This window comes from Aestuariivivens sediminis (assembly GCF_022662105.1).
Classification (GTDB): domain Bacteria; phylum Bacteroidota; class Bacteroidia; order Flavobacteriales; family Flavobacteriaceae; genus Aestuariivivens; species Aestuariivivens sediminis.
Map to the genome: position 1 here is coordinate 69,896 of NZ_JAKMCP010000005.1, position 15,955 is coordinate 85,850.

Here is a 15,955-nt window from a genome sequence, read left to right on the forward strand (position 1 = left end):
AAAACTACCGCTTTAAAGCGAAATGGCCTTGAAGGTTAAAGGATTCCCCATTATAGATGATATCTGCTGAAAACCAATAGTCATCAGCCGGCATGTTTTCCCCATTAAACGTTCCATTCCATCCAATGGTGGAATGAGGCAACATTTTTAACAGTTTACCATGTCTGTCATAGATGTATACCAGGGTTCCTGGTAATCTGGTGATACCAACAATATGCCAGGTGTCAAAATAACCATCATTGTTGGGCGTGAAAAATTTGGGGACATCTATTACAAAGACCTCTGTTTCAATAGGAGCACAGCCATTGAGGTCAATAATAGTCACAATATGGGGGCCTAAAGTTACATTATTAAAAATATTGGAGTCCTGTGGTTCTCCGTTATCCAGTATAAATTGATAATCTCCAACGCCACTCACGGTTACCGTAATGGTATTGGGATCTGTGAAATCGGCAGATGCTGTCGCATCTATGGTAGCTACTTCAGATTCCATAAGAGTGAAATTTTTAGTGGAAGTGCAATTTTGGGGATGGGTGGTTACCATTACCCAATGGTCGCCTAAATCCGATTGGTCTACCATAATTTCAGGCGATGTTTCACCATTCCACCACAAGTACGTATCGGTTGGATTCCCCGTATCGGCATTTAATGTTCTTGGTAGGTCATTCAGGCAGATGGGTATAGTATCCTCCACAGGAATATCAGGTAAGGGGTTTATTATGGTTTGGAACTGTGTAATATCATAGCACCCCGTGTTGTTATTTTCCAATCGCGCATAGATGGTTTCTCCATTGGCAGCGGTATACAGGTTATTTAGACGATTAACATCGTTTTCGGCATTAACGATGTTGTTGTTATAATAGAAGACGGAAAAGTCATTCGGATTTTGCATTCCTAAGATGGCGCTATCATTTTGTGACAAATCAAATTCACGTCTATTGTCAAAATCATCATCGCATTCAATTAAATTTGGAGGTGTAGTTGCTATGGGATTTGGATTAATATCTAAATTAAAGGACGTATAAGCCGTACAGCCCGTATTGTTGTCCTCAACCCTAACATGAATGGCATAACTACCTGGTGTACTGTAGTTAAATATTTTATTGGTATACGTGCCGGTATTATTTTCTGAATTAACCTGGGAATCGTGATAACTAATGCTCACGGAATTTATTAATGAACTATGCACAACAAATGTGTCTACCAGACTTAAATCATAAGTATTTCCAACACTATAGCAATCTTGAATTGTTCCGATCGTAAGCAATGGGGGAGGCACATTAACCATCAGATCCAATGGTATAGAATCTGAGCATCCTGTTGATGTTTCGGCTTTAACATAGACCGTTTTTGTATTGTTTACAGGGTAGTTGTTTATTTGTGAATCTGGTATTTGAATGTTCAATGCTTCATCTTCATAGTAAGAAAGAACCACATCACCAAAACGCAAATTATCTATTTGAAAAACAGCAGTATTAAGATCTATGGTCGCACTGCCATCATCATCGATGTCACAAACCGGGGCAATACTTGCCGAAGTAATTAGGGGAGTGGGAAAGGTAATAAACCTAACCTCCTCTATTACAAAACATGAATTTGCAGCATTTTCAATTCTCGCATAAAACTGTCCTTGCAGGGTTTGAGACGTATATTGATCGGGCAAGAAGCTATTGGCATACGATTCAGCTTCATTATAGGTTAAATAAAACTGAATTTCCAATACATCTGAACTTCCTGATGCTATTTCCTGGCGTTTTGCCTCCAGGTCAAAGGTATGTGTTCCGGTTGTAGTCTGGCATACTGGTGGGAAATCACCGAAATCTGTATTATAATTAGGATTATTGCCAATTTCTAAACTAAAGGAAGAGGTGGCATTACAATTTGGATCTGATATATTTTCAACACGCACGTAGATCGTTTCGGCTCCATTACTGTTATAAGGTAAGGTTTTATTCAGTGGTATGGTAAGGGCGGCATCTTGAAAATAAAAGACGGCTTTTCCAGATTGCCCATTTAAAATTTCAAAATCTTTATCCTGAAGATAGAAATCGGCATTTAACGTACCTTCATCAACACATACCTGATAGGGTGTTATTGTCGGAATTATGGGAAGGGTATTTACGAGAACATCGAAGGAAACAATATTATAACAGGCCGTAACGTCAGTGGATTCTACACGCGCATAAAGCGTTTGGGTTGTAGCTTCAAAACTCTGTTTGTCCAGATTGCCTAAAGGATTCGAAGTATCAAAATTTTGTGCCTGACTCAGATCTTCAAAAAATTCTATAATATGGTTTGAAGGATCTGAAACGATTTCAGGAATTTTATCCTCAAGTCTAATGTTTGCTGTAGTACTTGTGCTATTGTTACAGATGACTATATTTGAAGGTTGCAGGACTGATGGTGCCGGGATAACATTGATTTCAAATGGGTTTACCGTATAGCATCCGGTCGTATTGTTTTCAATACGGGCATAAAATGTTCCCGAGGCCGTGCTGTAAAATTCTGGCAACTGATTTAAGCCATTATCAGCCTCGTTCGAATCCGTAAAATAACGGACATTAAAAGCCGTATTTCCTCCGGTAATGATGGTGTCAAAGGAATCAAAATCTACCATAGTGAAACCGTCATCATCGTTATCACAATAGGGGATGGGGTCTATTGGATTGAAGGTGATAACAGGATTGACACGCAGTAAAACTTCTGAGACCTCAGAACAAAGGCCATTTTCTAAAGCAATATAAAGCGTCACGGGACTACCGTCTGTAACGGTATATGGATTCGAGGGATCTAAGGGCATTGTATTGTTATCCCTATAGCTCTGGGTTTCATAAAATGTTACGGTAATATTTGGTAAACCATTGGCGATAACATTATCTAAGGTATTGAAGTACACATCTACACTTCCGTCTCCATCCTGATCGCAAAAAGCAAAACCATTAGCAGGAATATTAGTTGCAGTAAGAAGAAGGTTGGTGTGGATTTCTATTGGCACCAAAGCATAACAACCGGTGTTACTATCTTCCAACCTTAAATAAATTACTTGCTCGTTGGGATTACTGTTAACATAGTTTTGCGGGTTTGAAATGGGATTGCTTCCCGATTCAGCATCGCTGTAACTCTCGTGGTACGTTGGAGGTAAAAAGCCAGTTGCTCCATTTAAAACGTTGTTTAGTACTTGCGTTAAATCGAAAGTAGCGGAACCATCGTGATCTGTATCACAGGCATCAATAAATTGCGTAACCCTGTTTATTTGTGTGTTCCCGTTAGTAATATAAATATTTAATGTAGTGCCGGTCGAATTGACACAACCTGTTAATGCATTTACCACACGAATATAAAGCGTCTCTGAAGGATTTGTATTGATATAAGGTATGGAAATAGGGTTTGCTCCAGAATTGGCTTCCAATTCAGTATAGTGGTAGGTTACAAAAAGATTGGGATTGCCACTTGTGATTTCGGAATCTTTTTGGCTTAAATCAATTTCTGTGCTGTTATCTGGTATGTTATCGTTATCGCAAACTTCCAGTGGTGTTGGTTGGGTAATGGTAGGTAATGCATGAACTATTAATTCGAAATTCCCATAAATGATACACCCATTAACAGTATCTTCAACTCTTACGTAAATGGTCCTTGATGCTGTATCCAAGGGAGTGGTTATATTATTTGTTGGATTGTTTCTAGCATCATTATCGGTTAGATAATAAGAAATAGTATGGTTTAGTGGTAGGTTAGGTATAGCATTTTCCACATCAATATTTTTGGTCGACAAATCGAAAATTTCTTGGTTGTCACCATCACTATCACAAAGTTCAAAAGGCACAATAGCGTTGGCGGTTAATTCAGTATCTATATTGACGTTGATTTCATCTTGAATAATGCATGAATTAATACTGACTTCAACACGATACAATCCACTTAATGATGTGTTTAAGGTAGGGTTGGTTTCACCAGAAATTAAGGTGTTATCTCTGAACCACGCATAGGTTGCCAGTGGATTTTGAATTTCCCCATTCAAGGTCACGCTCCCTGAACATGTATCGATATCGTCTCCCAATTCCAGTTCAGTAAAGGTGCTGGCTTCAATAAAAACGGCCGTATCAACAGCCGGATCTGTAGCATTATTACTTTGGTCTGCCACTATGAGTTTAACGTGATATTGTACATTTGGTAATACACTTACACCGGCAGTCATAACGGTTGTCCTACCATTGAAATTGGTGTCTCCCAGGGCATATCCATCAAAATAGGTATCATTGGCCGCGGCACATTGGGTATTGATTTCATCATGTATATTATTTACAGTAATGGGATCTCCCGATCCAGGTACAATAGCGATATTTTGGTACGGTCCTGTACTTGAAGATTCCCGTATCAAAAACACAAACCCGTCTGAAGAATTACATGGATAATTGGCAAAATATTCTTCGGAAGCCAAGAGGTAGTTAAATTGAACCTGATCTGACAAGGCTATAAAATCAAATTCAATGGATGTTGCATTCACCGTATTCCCAACATTCAAATAAGTTTCGATATCCGGATCTGTTCCCCAATTAACTGTTCCTTCGCTTAAATCGACATTATTCATGGTGTTTCCACCGGAGGCGGCATCACCGGTTGACAAAACAATCCCATTCTCCAAGGGGAAATTTGAATTTCCGCGTTCAAAACTACCGTAGCTATTCAGCCCGTCGGAACTTCCATTTACTGAAGAGCTCACATTAGAAATCTCCACGCAACTATTGGCTAAATTATTTTCAATTAATTGTTGTAACGGTACATTGTTGTCGATATTAACTTGTTGGGCATCAACAAAGGAGCTCATAAAAAGTAGTATCAATACGATACTGTAGACACGTAGGTTCTTTTTCACTTTGTTTTATTTGGGCAAAACAATTAGTTGATTTGGATGATTTCAGTGGGAAAATTAGTTTTTTTATGGATAAAATGCAAAAATAATCAGATTAAATGTAAGTTTTAAGCAGGTTTTGTGGCATAATGCTATCTTTTCAATGTAAAATGACTTTTAAAAATGCGTCCATCCTGTAAGTTCACTGCAAACCAGTAATCATCAGTTGGCATCATTTGACCGTTAAAGGTACCGTTCCATCCTTCACCCAATGGATCTAATTGTTTTAATAATTTTCCATATCTATCAAAAATTAAAATTTTTGAATCGGGTTGGAACATATTGGATATGCCATAGACCTGCCATGTATCGTGAATTCCATCATTATTTGGGGTAAAGAACTTAGGAAATCCAACCACAGAAACCTGTTCGAAAATGGTACCACAATCGTTTTTAATATCTTGGACATTTACAGTGTAAATCCCTGGAAATACATTTTCAAAAACATTACTTTCTTGAAAGTCACGGGATACCGTTTCATTATTTTCGTCGTATAGTGCATATTGGTAAGTCCCTTCACCTGAGACAAAAATAGTTACGGTGTTGTTGGTCGACACATCCTTCACGTCGAATGGCGGTATATTAAAACTTGCAATATTCGAGGGTTCTACATGTATTATTCGGTCTTTGGAACAACCATTGGTATTGGTAACGGTTACGGTATAGGTCCCTATTTCATTTACAGGGATTTCATAAGTGTCTTCTCCTGTGGACCAGTTATACGTATAGTTGTTTGGTGAATCGTTATGTATGGCGGCATTTAAGGTTATGGTCTGAGGAAACGTATTAAGACAATAGTAGGTCAGGGCCTCGGTCTCGATGTCAGGAAGCTTGTTCACCGATAACGATATTTTACCGATACCATAGCATGCGTTATTATTTTCTGCCCTTGCAAATATAGTCTGACTGTAAGGTGTCCTGTTTTGGTATAACACATCCAACTCATTTTTCTCCTGAAGTGCGTCGTTATAAGTTTCATAATATGAAACAGGAAAAGTAATTCCATTTATGGACTGTAAATCTGTTGTGATACCGGATAGATCGAATGTATTTAATCCATCTTCCGACCCCAGTTCATCACAGAGAGCAGGTGCTATATAATCATTGAGCTGAGTGGTGGAAACTTCTAAAGTCAGTTCGGCGATATCAAAACAACCAGTAGTATTATCGACAACCTGAACGTAAAGTATCTGAGTATTACTCGTATTTGTAAAGCTTTCAGGATTGAGAATTTCATCCAGATGGTTCTCGGCATCATTTAAACTCTTGAAAAATTTAACAGATCGATCGGGAATACCATTGACTAATTCATCATTCACCTGGGTTAAATTAAATGCAGTACGGTTGTCCGATATTCCATCCTCATCACATTGAATTAAAGTGGTGTTGTTGTATTCTGGTAGCGGATGTACCAATATATGAATGGGATTAGAAATCGAATAACAATTCGGACTCAAATTATTTTCTATTCGGGCATAAATGGTTTCATCAAATGGGACCTGATTCGTATAGTTAAAGTTTAATGCGCCCATTTTGTTTTGTGCATCGCCAATAGTACTGTGGTACGTTATGGTGTAATCCAGGCCACTTTGATTCCCTAAAATGGCATCATCCAATTGATGTAAATCCATATCCGTCAGGCCATTTGTGATATTGGTATCCGAAATGGTTTCGGTATCACAAATGTTTAAATTAGGTATCGTATGCGCTATTGGGGTGTTAAAAACTTGTATATTGAAAGAGGTGGTGGTATCAAAGCATGTATTATTTTCAAAAAGACCAACACGTATAAAAACCGATTGTGCCGTTCTTGTGGCCATAAAAGGACCTTGAATGTCATTTTGATTTAAATCGGCATCAAGTTGCGTTTCAAAAAATTTGACTTCATAAATGTTTGGGTTCTGTGCGCCCAAAATCTCATTATTTAAGGTTGTAAGATCGAATTCAAATATTCCGTCATTATCGTCGTCACAAATAGGAACATCCGACAGCGGGTTTGCAACCGGGGGGTCAAAAAAGTTTACCAGAGCTTCGCCTTCAAGAATATTACAATCGCCATTTAAATTCTCTACGATGACCTTATATTCTCCTGGATTAGTAACCTCCAGATCAAAATCATTATCTGCCAAGGTTACGCCATCCTTAGTCCAGGAATACGTAGCACCGGGTATATTATCGGCCTTTAAGGTATAGTTTTCCCCTAAGCAGAGCGGTAAATACGTTATGTTAGTCGTCTTTTGGGTTATGTTTATTTTTTCAGCAAAAAAGGAAGCAATAAAAGGAGGCAGGCCTTGCCTTGAGTTATTAAACAAAAGGACGGCATTATGACTGTAATCACAGGCAGAACCACGAGCATTCGGATTATTGATTACCGAAAGAGAAGGGGAACCTTGGGGGTAAGTAAGGTTCATGGCACGGTATATTTTACCATTTGGTCCTAATTGTAAGGCGCCACGGTACATTTGTCTATGATCGATAACTATTTCACTTGCACTAATGTTAGATACCGTCAAATCATACTGCAGTAAGGAACCATATTGACTTTGAGGATTGTTAAATTCATTTTGAGGGGATTCATAATAACACGAGACATAAAGGAGTTCATTGTTTTGCGAGAACTCAATGCCATAGGGAACCTGAGGTTTGCCTCCTGGATTAAAGCCGATATCTATATTTGTTTGGTTACTAACTACCCCAGTGCCTGCATCAAAATCGAATAGAAACAGTCCGGAACCAATATTGGCACAGGCAAGCTTTGTACCATCCGGAGATAATTTGAGATAGCCTCTGTCTTCTGTTATAAACGTATTTACAGTGGATTTTACAGGGGTTGTATTGATTCCTGAATTGGATACCTCATAGGCATAGAAGGTATTAAAAATGGGGTTTTCTTCACTAACTCCTGAAGACGTACCAAAGGTAATGACCCATATGGATTTTGAAACACAATCCTTTAAAACGGCACTTATCTTCTCTGAACTATCCTGGAGTAACTGAACATTTTTAGATGAACTTAAAACATCACCTAAACCACTTTCCAATGTCATATCAACCACAGAGAAATTAAAGCCTCGGTCCGGATCACCACCAACAGAGGTATCGACAGTAAAGATATAGTAGATATTTAAGTCATCTGGTTTAGGCACAATTATGGCAGATTGGGAACTGGACGGATCCCCAAATAGTCCCAATCCATTAGGCATAGGCTTGTGCAATTTATTCCAAACCGTAATCCCATCGGTATAAAATAGTAAATTACCGCTACTATCTGAAATACTTGCACAGCCTTCATCGGTATTCAACTGACCATCACTTAGGTTCATGGTTGAACCATCTGGGTTAAAACGTAATCCGGCATTAGATCCAAAATACCAATTGGAGGCCTCGTCTTGAGAATAGGATGTATGACCTATTAAACAGGTAAGTAAAAAGAAGGCAATTTTTCTCATATTTCATGGCAAAGCCATCAAATATATTATAAATCACGCTTTTTTAATAATCTATACGATAAAAAGATAAATAGAGCAGTCCACCCAAGCACAATACCAATTTCATACCAATGAACGGCATAATCGTATCCCAAATTGGTTTTATCCGGGAATTTGGTCATGGCAATCCGCTGAAAAGGCTGATCTATTAATTTGTACATGGATTTTAATGGAAAGTAATTCTGAATTTTTTCAGCTATGTCCGTGTTAACTTTCCAACTAATTATCCCAAAAATAATCCATTCTAAGATGAAAAGAATAAATAAAAAGGCTAATGCAAAGGCAGAACGTTTTACGAGCATTCCAAAAAATAAACACAAACTAAAAAATCCTATTAACTTGATTAAGTAACCCAGTAAAAATTGGGTATCCTGAATGATAATACCAAGTTCATTGTAGCTTGAATAATACCACCCTATGCATAACGAAATTAATCCGATTAAAAGGGTAGAAATTAATGAAAAGAATACAATGGTATAAAACTTAGACAAGATAAATTCTTTTTTACTCAAGCCATCAATTAGGTTCTGTTTAATGGTTTTATTACTGTATTCATTTCCAATCATGCTAACCACAACAATAGCAAAGAAGAATTTAAACTGAGAGGCAAAGAAGGTTGTTAAATGCCATATTATTGGAAAATTAAATATTCCCAGTTCTCCCAATTCCAGGGTGAAGAAACCAAAGACATTAATTTTAAGCGATGACAGTAAGATCACAAAAAAAGGTAAAATAAACGAGATAAATATGAGTATTGTACTGGTTCGGTTTAAGAGTAGCTTTTGTAATTCTAAATTTAAAAGTCGAAACATTATGTTGGTTTAGTTTTTGTCGGTTAATTGTAAAAATTGCTCCTCTAAACTTTCTTTACGTTGGACCAAATGAGTAAGGATAATTCCATTTTCGAACAGCTGTCTATTAAAATCTTCGGATTTAAGAGGTTCATTTAAAAAAGCAGTAACTAAACTATTTTGAACTTTTATCGTTCCAAAGGCTTGATTATTTTCTAAAAACGACAGTAGCTTCTCTTGTTGGTTGGAACGCAACTCAAAAAAGCCATGACTGGAAATCATTTCATCTACTCGACCGGAATATAGTTTAACACCCTTGCGGAGTACAACCACATGAGTGCAAACTTTTTCAACTTCATCCAACAGGTGTGATGCTAACAGAATTGTCGTTCCATTGGCAGCTATCTCTTTTATAATTTCCCTAATTTGGTGAATTCCTTGTGGGTCCAAACCGTTTGTTGGTTCGTCCAATATTAAAATTTCAGGATCATTTAATAATGCAGAGGCGATTGCCAACCGTTGTTTCATTCCCAGGGAATAGGTTCTAAATTTACTGTCCTTACGTTCTAAGAGACCAACAATTTCAAGTTTTTCGTCTATTTTATTAAAAGGGACTCCTTTAATTTTACACACCAATTGTAAATTTTGACTACCACTCATATAGGGGTAAAAATTGGGACGTTCAATAATAGCTCCTACTTTTTTTAGGGCATCATGGGTTGTTATGCTGCCATCAAACCAATGAAAATTACCGGATGTTTGGTTGACAACATTTAAAACGATACCCAATGTTGTGGATTTACCACTTCCATTAGGGCCTAAAAGACCATAAACATTACCTTTGTTTATGGTAAAAGACAAATCTTTTACTGCGGTAAGATATCCAAATTTTTTCGTTAGATTGTTTATGGTGAGAATGGAATCCAATAGATGCTATATTTTACTGATAAAATCAGCGAGGTTGGTTTTGAATGTATGACGATAGTCCTTATATTTTGTTACATAACTAATAATAAAAATAGTAAATTTGGATCAGATATAAGCCTATGGAAGATTTAAAGATATCGAAAAAGAAGCCGTCGTTTCCCATAACAAAACGATTACATGATTATCTTGTGAGGTATGATAGGGATGTGAAAATCCCCATTTTTTACGACGATTTGTTGCGTTTTCAAGGTGGTGTTGTGGTATACGACAATGAGGGAAACGATACCCTTTGGCTCAGGGTGTATTACAATGAATTTGAGCGGGAAGAAATTGATACGGCTTTGAAAAGAATTTATAGCATTTTGCATTCCGATGGAAGCATTAATACGATTCCCTTCTTAAATGTAGATGCCATTGATTATTGTACATTTGGAAATTCTAAGCCATTTAGGATAAAGGTTCGAAATGTATTGAACGACAATTACACCTATTTTTACGTAAAATCTGCAGACGCCTCTCGAGTATATGGGTTGGAACTGGAGCATATGCTCTCACCCTATAACCTGAATTTTCTGGTTTATAAAAACACCTTAATTGAAGAACACATTACTGGAGTTCCGGGAGATGAGTTCATAAAGAATATGTTGCCCAAATGCAGTAAATCTGAAAAAGCGCAAATTGCCAAGGAGTTTGTGAAGTTTAATGAACGCTGTATGATCCGGCTTTTGGGTGATATGCGCTCTTACAATTATGTAATAGTACCAACCCATGATTTTGATCATGTCGTCTATAAAATTAGGGCTATAGATTTTGATCAACAGAGTTATGAAGGTAAATTCAACATATATAGACCACAGTTTTTTAAGGAAAATATAAAAATGGTAGAATTGGTTACCACGATGATTCAAAAGCCCTCCATTGATCAGTATAAAACAGAAGAACGGTCAATATTGGTGAAGCGGTTAAAAAGTTTTCATAATAGAATTGGAAAATTAATTGATTGCATGGAAGTGGATGATATTTCAAGTCAGGAAAATGTTGATTTATTGAAATTAAAAGTGTTTCAATACACTCGAGACGTGAATTTTAAACGGTCTCAGAATATGGGAGAAATCCTTAAACATGCCCTGGGATTTCTTACTCGAAATTATGAAAACGTAAAATTAGAAAGTTTAAAGTGACCGGTTAATTCCAGTTCTCGTCAAAATCTAAGTTATCGTAATCATCGATATCCATGTCATCCTTAGAATGATCATAATTGTCGTCATCTGTGTCAGCTTCAAAAGTCTTTGCCGGTGCACTATCCGGAACTTGACCTTGAACAAACATAAGATTTGGATAGTCATAGCCCTCTGCTTCTTCAACAATCTCAGCGAGTTCGACATAAAATGTCCACATACTTAAAAAATCGTAAATGTATATGAGTTTTGGTGACACTTCATGTGCAACGTCATTTATTCTGGTTTCATTCATTAACCGAGCGGAGCCATCATCACTCAAGTCAAAAAGTGAAATTTCTTCACCTTGATTCCACTGGGCATCACTTATATAAAAAGAAGCCATTTCAGTACCATCAAATCCAAAGGATTGTGTTATGATATTGTGTAAATCTTCCAGGGTATCATCTTCACGGATCTCTAAATCTCGGAAAACATCCTCTTCAGTATCATTGTCGAGAATTACTCTAAATCTGTAAATCATTGCTCATGAATTATATTGCAAATGTAATTTTTTTAAACTATTTGCTAAAGCGGTGTAAGGTAAATATCATTACGCTAAGCAAGAAAAATGCACCAACTTGATGCGCTATGCCCAACCAAATCGGAACATGATATAAAATAGTAAACACACCAAGTAAAAATTGTATACCTACAATGAGCAACAACATATGCACTGCCCGTTTTTGGATTGTGTTTAATGGTAGGCTTTTTGCTTTGATCCAAATAAATACAATATAGAACAATACAACAAAAGCAAGAATTCTATGGATGAACTGTACCCCACTTCTTCCTTCAATAAAGTTCATGTAAAGTGGTTCTTGTTCAATATACACGGTTTCATGCATAAATTTACCTTCACTCATCATAGGCCAATGATTATGGATGAAACCGGCATCTAACCCCGCAACAAAGGCGCCATATATTATTTGTAAAAGTAATACAGCCAATCCCCATCGAATACTATTTCTAAAGCCTATGTTTACAGATGTTTTTTTATTGGGGTAAATTAAATCTAAGGCAACCCAAAATGTATAGGCGAAGGTGATAAAAGCGGTAATTAAGTGTGCCGCTAATCTGTAATGGCTTACATCTGGTCTGTCCACGAGTCCACTTTTAACCATGTACCATCCTAAAAACCCTTGAAAGGCTCCTAATCCCATGAGCAGAACAGCCTTTTTGATAGTTGACCTGGTCAATTGTTTTTTCAGCAGGAAATATAAAAAGGGAATAAAAAACACGATTCCAATAAGTCTGCCTAAGGCCCGATGAAGCCATTCCCAAAAATAGATATCTTTAAAATCTTCAAGGGTAAAATGATAGTTTAATTTTTGGTATTCCGGATATTGTTTATATAAATCAAAGGCAATCTGCCATTCTAATTCATTCATTGGAGGGATAATACCTGTGAAAAGCTTGTAATTGGAAATGGACAATCCTGAATGTGTTAGTCTGGTAATACCTCCTATGATTACCATTAAAAAAATAAGTAGGCATCCTGTGAGCAACCAGTAAATAACGGTTTTATTATCTTTTTTCATTTAGTATTAGGTCTTTGTTAAAGCATAAACTATTCAATATACCCATGTAAGGCTCGAATTTTGTATGATTTAGCAATTGTTTTTTTCATAAAATGATACAGCTTACATATTGTCGTTTTCCGGTTTCTAAAACCCAACTCCCTAGCCCAACGTTCCATAGCATTCAATCAACTACCTTTAAACCTAAACGTTTCCCTGTTTTAAGCATGAGTTGGAATGCCGCATCATATTGGTTTGGAATGTCACCTTCCAGAATAGCTTCTTTTATGGTCTCTTTGATAATTCCTATTTCCCGGGAAGGTTTTAAACCGAATGTTTTCATAATATCTTCCCCGGAAATTGGTGGCTGAAAATTACGGATATGGTCGCGTTCTTCAACTTCAATGATTTTTTCTCTAACAATCTTAAAATTATTATGATATTTTTTAAATTTCTTTGGGTTTTTAGTCGTGATATCAGCTTCACAGAGGGTCATGAGGTCATCTACATGATCCCCGGCATCAAACACGAGTCGTCGGACAGCAGAATCCGTAACCCTATCTTCAGCTAAAATTATGGGCCGAGAACTCATTAACACCATTTTTTGAACAAACTTCATTTTGTCATTTAATGGCATTTTCAAACGCTTAAAAAGGCGATAAACCATTTTGGAACCCTCAAATTCATGTCCATGAAAAGTCCAACCTGCTTTCTTGTTAAACTTTTTGGTTGGCGCTTTACCAATATCGTGTAGTAAAGCAGCCCATCTCAGCCAAAGATTATTGGTTTGGTTCGATATATTATCAACAACCTCTAAGGTATGGTAAAAATTATCTTTATGACGTTGACCTTCAATTTCATCAATACCTTTTAGAGCGGTGAGCTCCGGTAAAATAATATCCAATAGCCCGGTTTGTTCAAGGAGTAAAAAACCTTTTGAAGGCTTGTCACACTCCAAAATTTTATGAAGTTCGGAAACGATCCGTTCTTTTGAAATTATGTTTATGCGGTGGTTGTTTTTGGTAATTGCATGTAATGATTGCGCTTCTATTTTAAAATGTAATTGGGTTGCAAACCTTATGGCTCGTAACATCCGTAAGGGATCATCGCTATAGGTTGTATTTGGGTTTAACGGTGTTCTAATGGTTTTCAGCTCTAAATCCCCTAAACCATTAAAAGGATCCACAAGTTCGCCATAATTAGAAGGATTTAAACTTAAAGCCATGGCATTAATAGTAAAGTCTCTGCGATTTTGATCGTCTTCCAGGGTGCCGTTTTCAACAGCCGGATTTCGACTTTCTTTGGTGTATGATTCCTTGCGAGCACCTACAAACTCTATTTCCAAATCATGGTGCCTAATCATGGCGGTACCATAAGTTTTAAAAATTTGTACTTTAGGTTTATTAGGGAGATTAACAGCCACCTGTTTTGCAAGTTGGATACCATCTCCAACGGCAACGATATCCACATCTTTGCTGTTGTTCCGATTCAATATAAAATCTCTGACAAACCCACCTATGACATATGCATCGACGTCGAGTGATTCCGCTGATTGTGAAATGGTTTTGAATATGGGATGATTTAATGCCTGTTTATAATCCATATGATTCAAATTTCAATTACCGCAATCCTATGTATTCAGTTGGAACTTGCGTATTGAAAAATTGCAAATTTATTGTCTTATTACCTTCACAATCCCATTATTACTCAATTTGATAATTGAAGATGGCTTGTGGCAAATTTTTTCGCGGTGCAAATTTACAACATAGTCTACACCTTTTAAAATGGCCGGGCTTATTTCTTTAAAAGACCTTGGTGTAGCTTCACCACTTATATTGGCAGAGGTCGATACAACGGCCCCGTTAAATTTCCTGCATAATTGATAGCAAAATTCATCATCAGGAACCCTTATGGCAATACTACCATCATCTGCTATTAAATTAGGGGCCAGGTGCTGTGCCGCATCATAAATAATAGTCGTTGGTTTATTGGCTATGTGAATGATATCTATAGCCATGCTGGGGAGTTCTTTCACATATCTTTTGAGCATGCGGTCATCTGCAACCAAACAGATAAGGGCCTTTGTGTCTTCCCGTTGTTTTAAATTATAAATTTTTTTAACGGCTTCTGGATTTGTCGCATCACATCCTAAGCCCCAAACGGTATCTGTTGGATACAACAAAGTACCTCCTTGTTTCAAAACCTCGATGGCTTTTATTAGTTCTTTGTTCAACGTGTTTTCTTATTTGATTTTATATACCCCTACAGCCTTTTTAATATTTCTGAACGTATAATCCCAAAGTGAGTCCATAAAGTTAAGGGTGCTTTGTAATTTCCATTTGGATTGCGGAATGGCATTTTCCTTAATCTTTTTTTCCCATGCTGTGCTGATAACAAAATTTTGGAAAAACCTACTTAAATCCACCTCACCGTAACCTTCAAATTCATTCACTTTATTTTCTTGATGGATAATGGACGCCCATAAGCGCTTATCTTTTATCTGAACAACCTGTTTTTCACGCTTCCAGTGCGAATGCCTAATGGACCATACGGTTCTTGGATTAATGTTCTTTTCAATCAATGAAATGAAAGGATTATATTGGTCCAGCCTTTTACCCAGTTTTATACTGGGGTGTATTTGAAGCGTATATCCATCAATAAAATCGACGGCTAAAAAATCCTGCTTATCAAAATGGCTTTGTATCTCTTTGATGTAGTTTATTCCGAGGCAGTCATCGTTGTCAATTCTACTGGTAATAATATAATCTTCGGGACACTTTTCGATATAAGATTTAATGGATGGTAAAAACAAACTCATACCATCTATAAAAATGGGAATGAAATTATCCATTTTTTCCTGTAGGGTACGTATAATGGTTTTAAACTTTTCAGGGGTTGTAATATCAAAGTAAACCAGCCATTCAAAATTAGTATTTGTTTGAGCAGCCACGCTTTCAAAGCAAAAATCCCTAAACAGTTCAAAACGATTTTCATGCCATTCTTCTGTAAGTACCGATTTGTTTTTTTTACTGGTTGTCCAATCGGGGTTGCGTAAGTTGAAGCGAGTAATTAAAAAATGTTTGAACATGGCATGTTAATTATT

The 15,955-nt window shown here is 36.9% G+C and carries 10 protein-coding genes; 1 reads left to right on the forward strand and 9 read right to left on the reverse strand.

Annotated features, from left to right (window positions below):
* Nucleotides 1-4: 4 nt before the first annotated feature.
* From MR054_RS13110 to MR054_RS13125, 4 genes are all read right to left on the reverse strand, one after another.
* Nucleotides 5-4,873, reverse strand: a complete 4,869-nt coding sequence (locus MR054_RS13110; protein ID WP_242158288.1) for a T9SS type B sorting domain-containing protein — start codon at nucleotides 4,871-4,873, stop codon at nucleotides 5-7.
* Between the two features lie 128 nt (nucleotides 4,874-5,001).
* A complete protein-coding gene (locus MR054_RS13115; protein ID WP_242158289.1) occupies nucleotides 5,002-8,358 on the reverse strand; it encodes a T9SS type B sorting domain-containing protein in 3,357 nt (1,118 codons plus the stop codon).
* Nucleotides 8,359-8,384: 26 nt separating this feature from the next.
* On the reverse strand, nucleotides 8,385-9,209 hold the full coding sequence (locus MR054_RS13120) for an ABC transporter permease (protein ID WP_242086800.1): 825 nt from the start codon (nucleotides 9,207-9,209) through the stop codon (nucleotides 8,385-8,387).
* 9 nt (nucleotides 9,210-9,218) lie between these two features.
* On the reverse strand, nucleotides 9,219-10,115 hold the full coding sequence (locus tag MR054_RS13125) for an ABC transporter ATP-binding protein (RefSeq protein ID WP_242086802.1): 897 nt from the start codon (nucleotides 10,113-10,115) through the stop codon (nucleotides 9,219-9,221).
* A 119-nt stretch (nucleotides 10,116-10,234) separates the two neighbouring features.
* Between MR054_RS13125 and MR054_RS13130 the strand changes: the two genes are divergently transcribed.
* Nucleotides 10,235-11,296 (forward strand): hypothetical protein, encoded by a 1,062-nt coding sequence (locus MR054_RS13130; RefSeq protein WP_242086804.1) that lies wholly within the window; start codon nucleotides 10,235-10,237, stop codon nucleotides 11,294-11,296.
* Nucleotides 11,297-11,300: 4 nt separating this feature from the next.
* Here MR054_RS13130 and MR054_RS13135 read toward each other — a convergent pair whose 3' ends face one another.
* The 5 genes from MR054_RS13135 to MR054_RS13155 all read right to left on the reverse strand — a co-directional run bounded on the left by MR054_RS13135 (nucleotide 11,301) and on the right by MR054_RS13155 (nucleotide 15,940).
* Nucleotides 11,301-11,816: an IS1096 element passenger TnpR family protein gene (locus tag MR054_RS13135; RefSeq protein WP_242086806.1), complete on the reverse strand. Its 516-nt coding sequence runs from the start codon at nucleotides 11,814-11,816 to the stop codon at nucleotides 11,301-11,303.
* Nucleotides 11,817-11,853: 37 nt separating this feature from the next.
* Nucleotides 11,854-12,873: a COX15/CtaA family protein gene (locus MR054_RS13140; RefSeq protein ID WP_242158290.1), complete on the reverse strand. Its 1,020-nt coding sequence runs from the start codon at nucleotides 12,871-12,873 to the stop codon at nucleotides 11,854-11,856.
* 163 nt (nucleotides 12,874-13,036) lie between these two features.
* Nucleotides 13,037-14,455 carry a CCA tRNA nucleotidyltransferase gene (locus MR054_RS13145; RefSeq protein WP_242158292.1) on the reverse strand — a complete coding sequence of 473 codons (1,419 nt, stop codon included), beginning with the start codon at nucleotides 14,453-14,455 and terminating at the stop codon, nucleotides 13,037-13,039.
* A gap of 69 nt (nucleotides 14,456-14,524) precedes the next feature.
* Nucleotides 14,525-15,085, reverse strand: a complete 561-nt coding sequence (locus tag MR054_RS13150; RefSeq protein ID WP_242086813.1) for an L-threonylcarbamoyladenylate synthase — start codon at nucleotides 15,083-15,085, stop codon at nucleotides 14,525-14,527.
* 9 nt (nucleotides 15,086-15,094) lie between these two features.
* Nucleotides 15,095-15,940 carry a glycosyltransferase gene (locus tag MR054_RS13155; RefSeq protein ID WP_242158293.1) on the reverse strand — a complete coding sequence of 282 codons (846 nt, stop codon included), beginning with the start codon at nucleotides 15,938-15,940 and terminating at the stop codon, nucleotides 15,095-15,097.
* Between the last annotated feature and the right edge of the window lie 15 nt (nucleotides 15,941-15,955).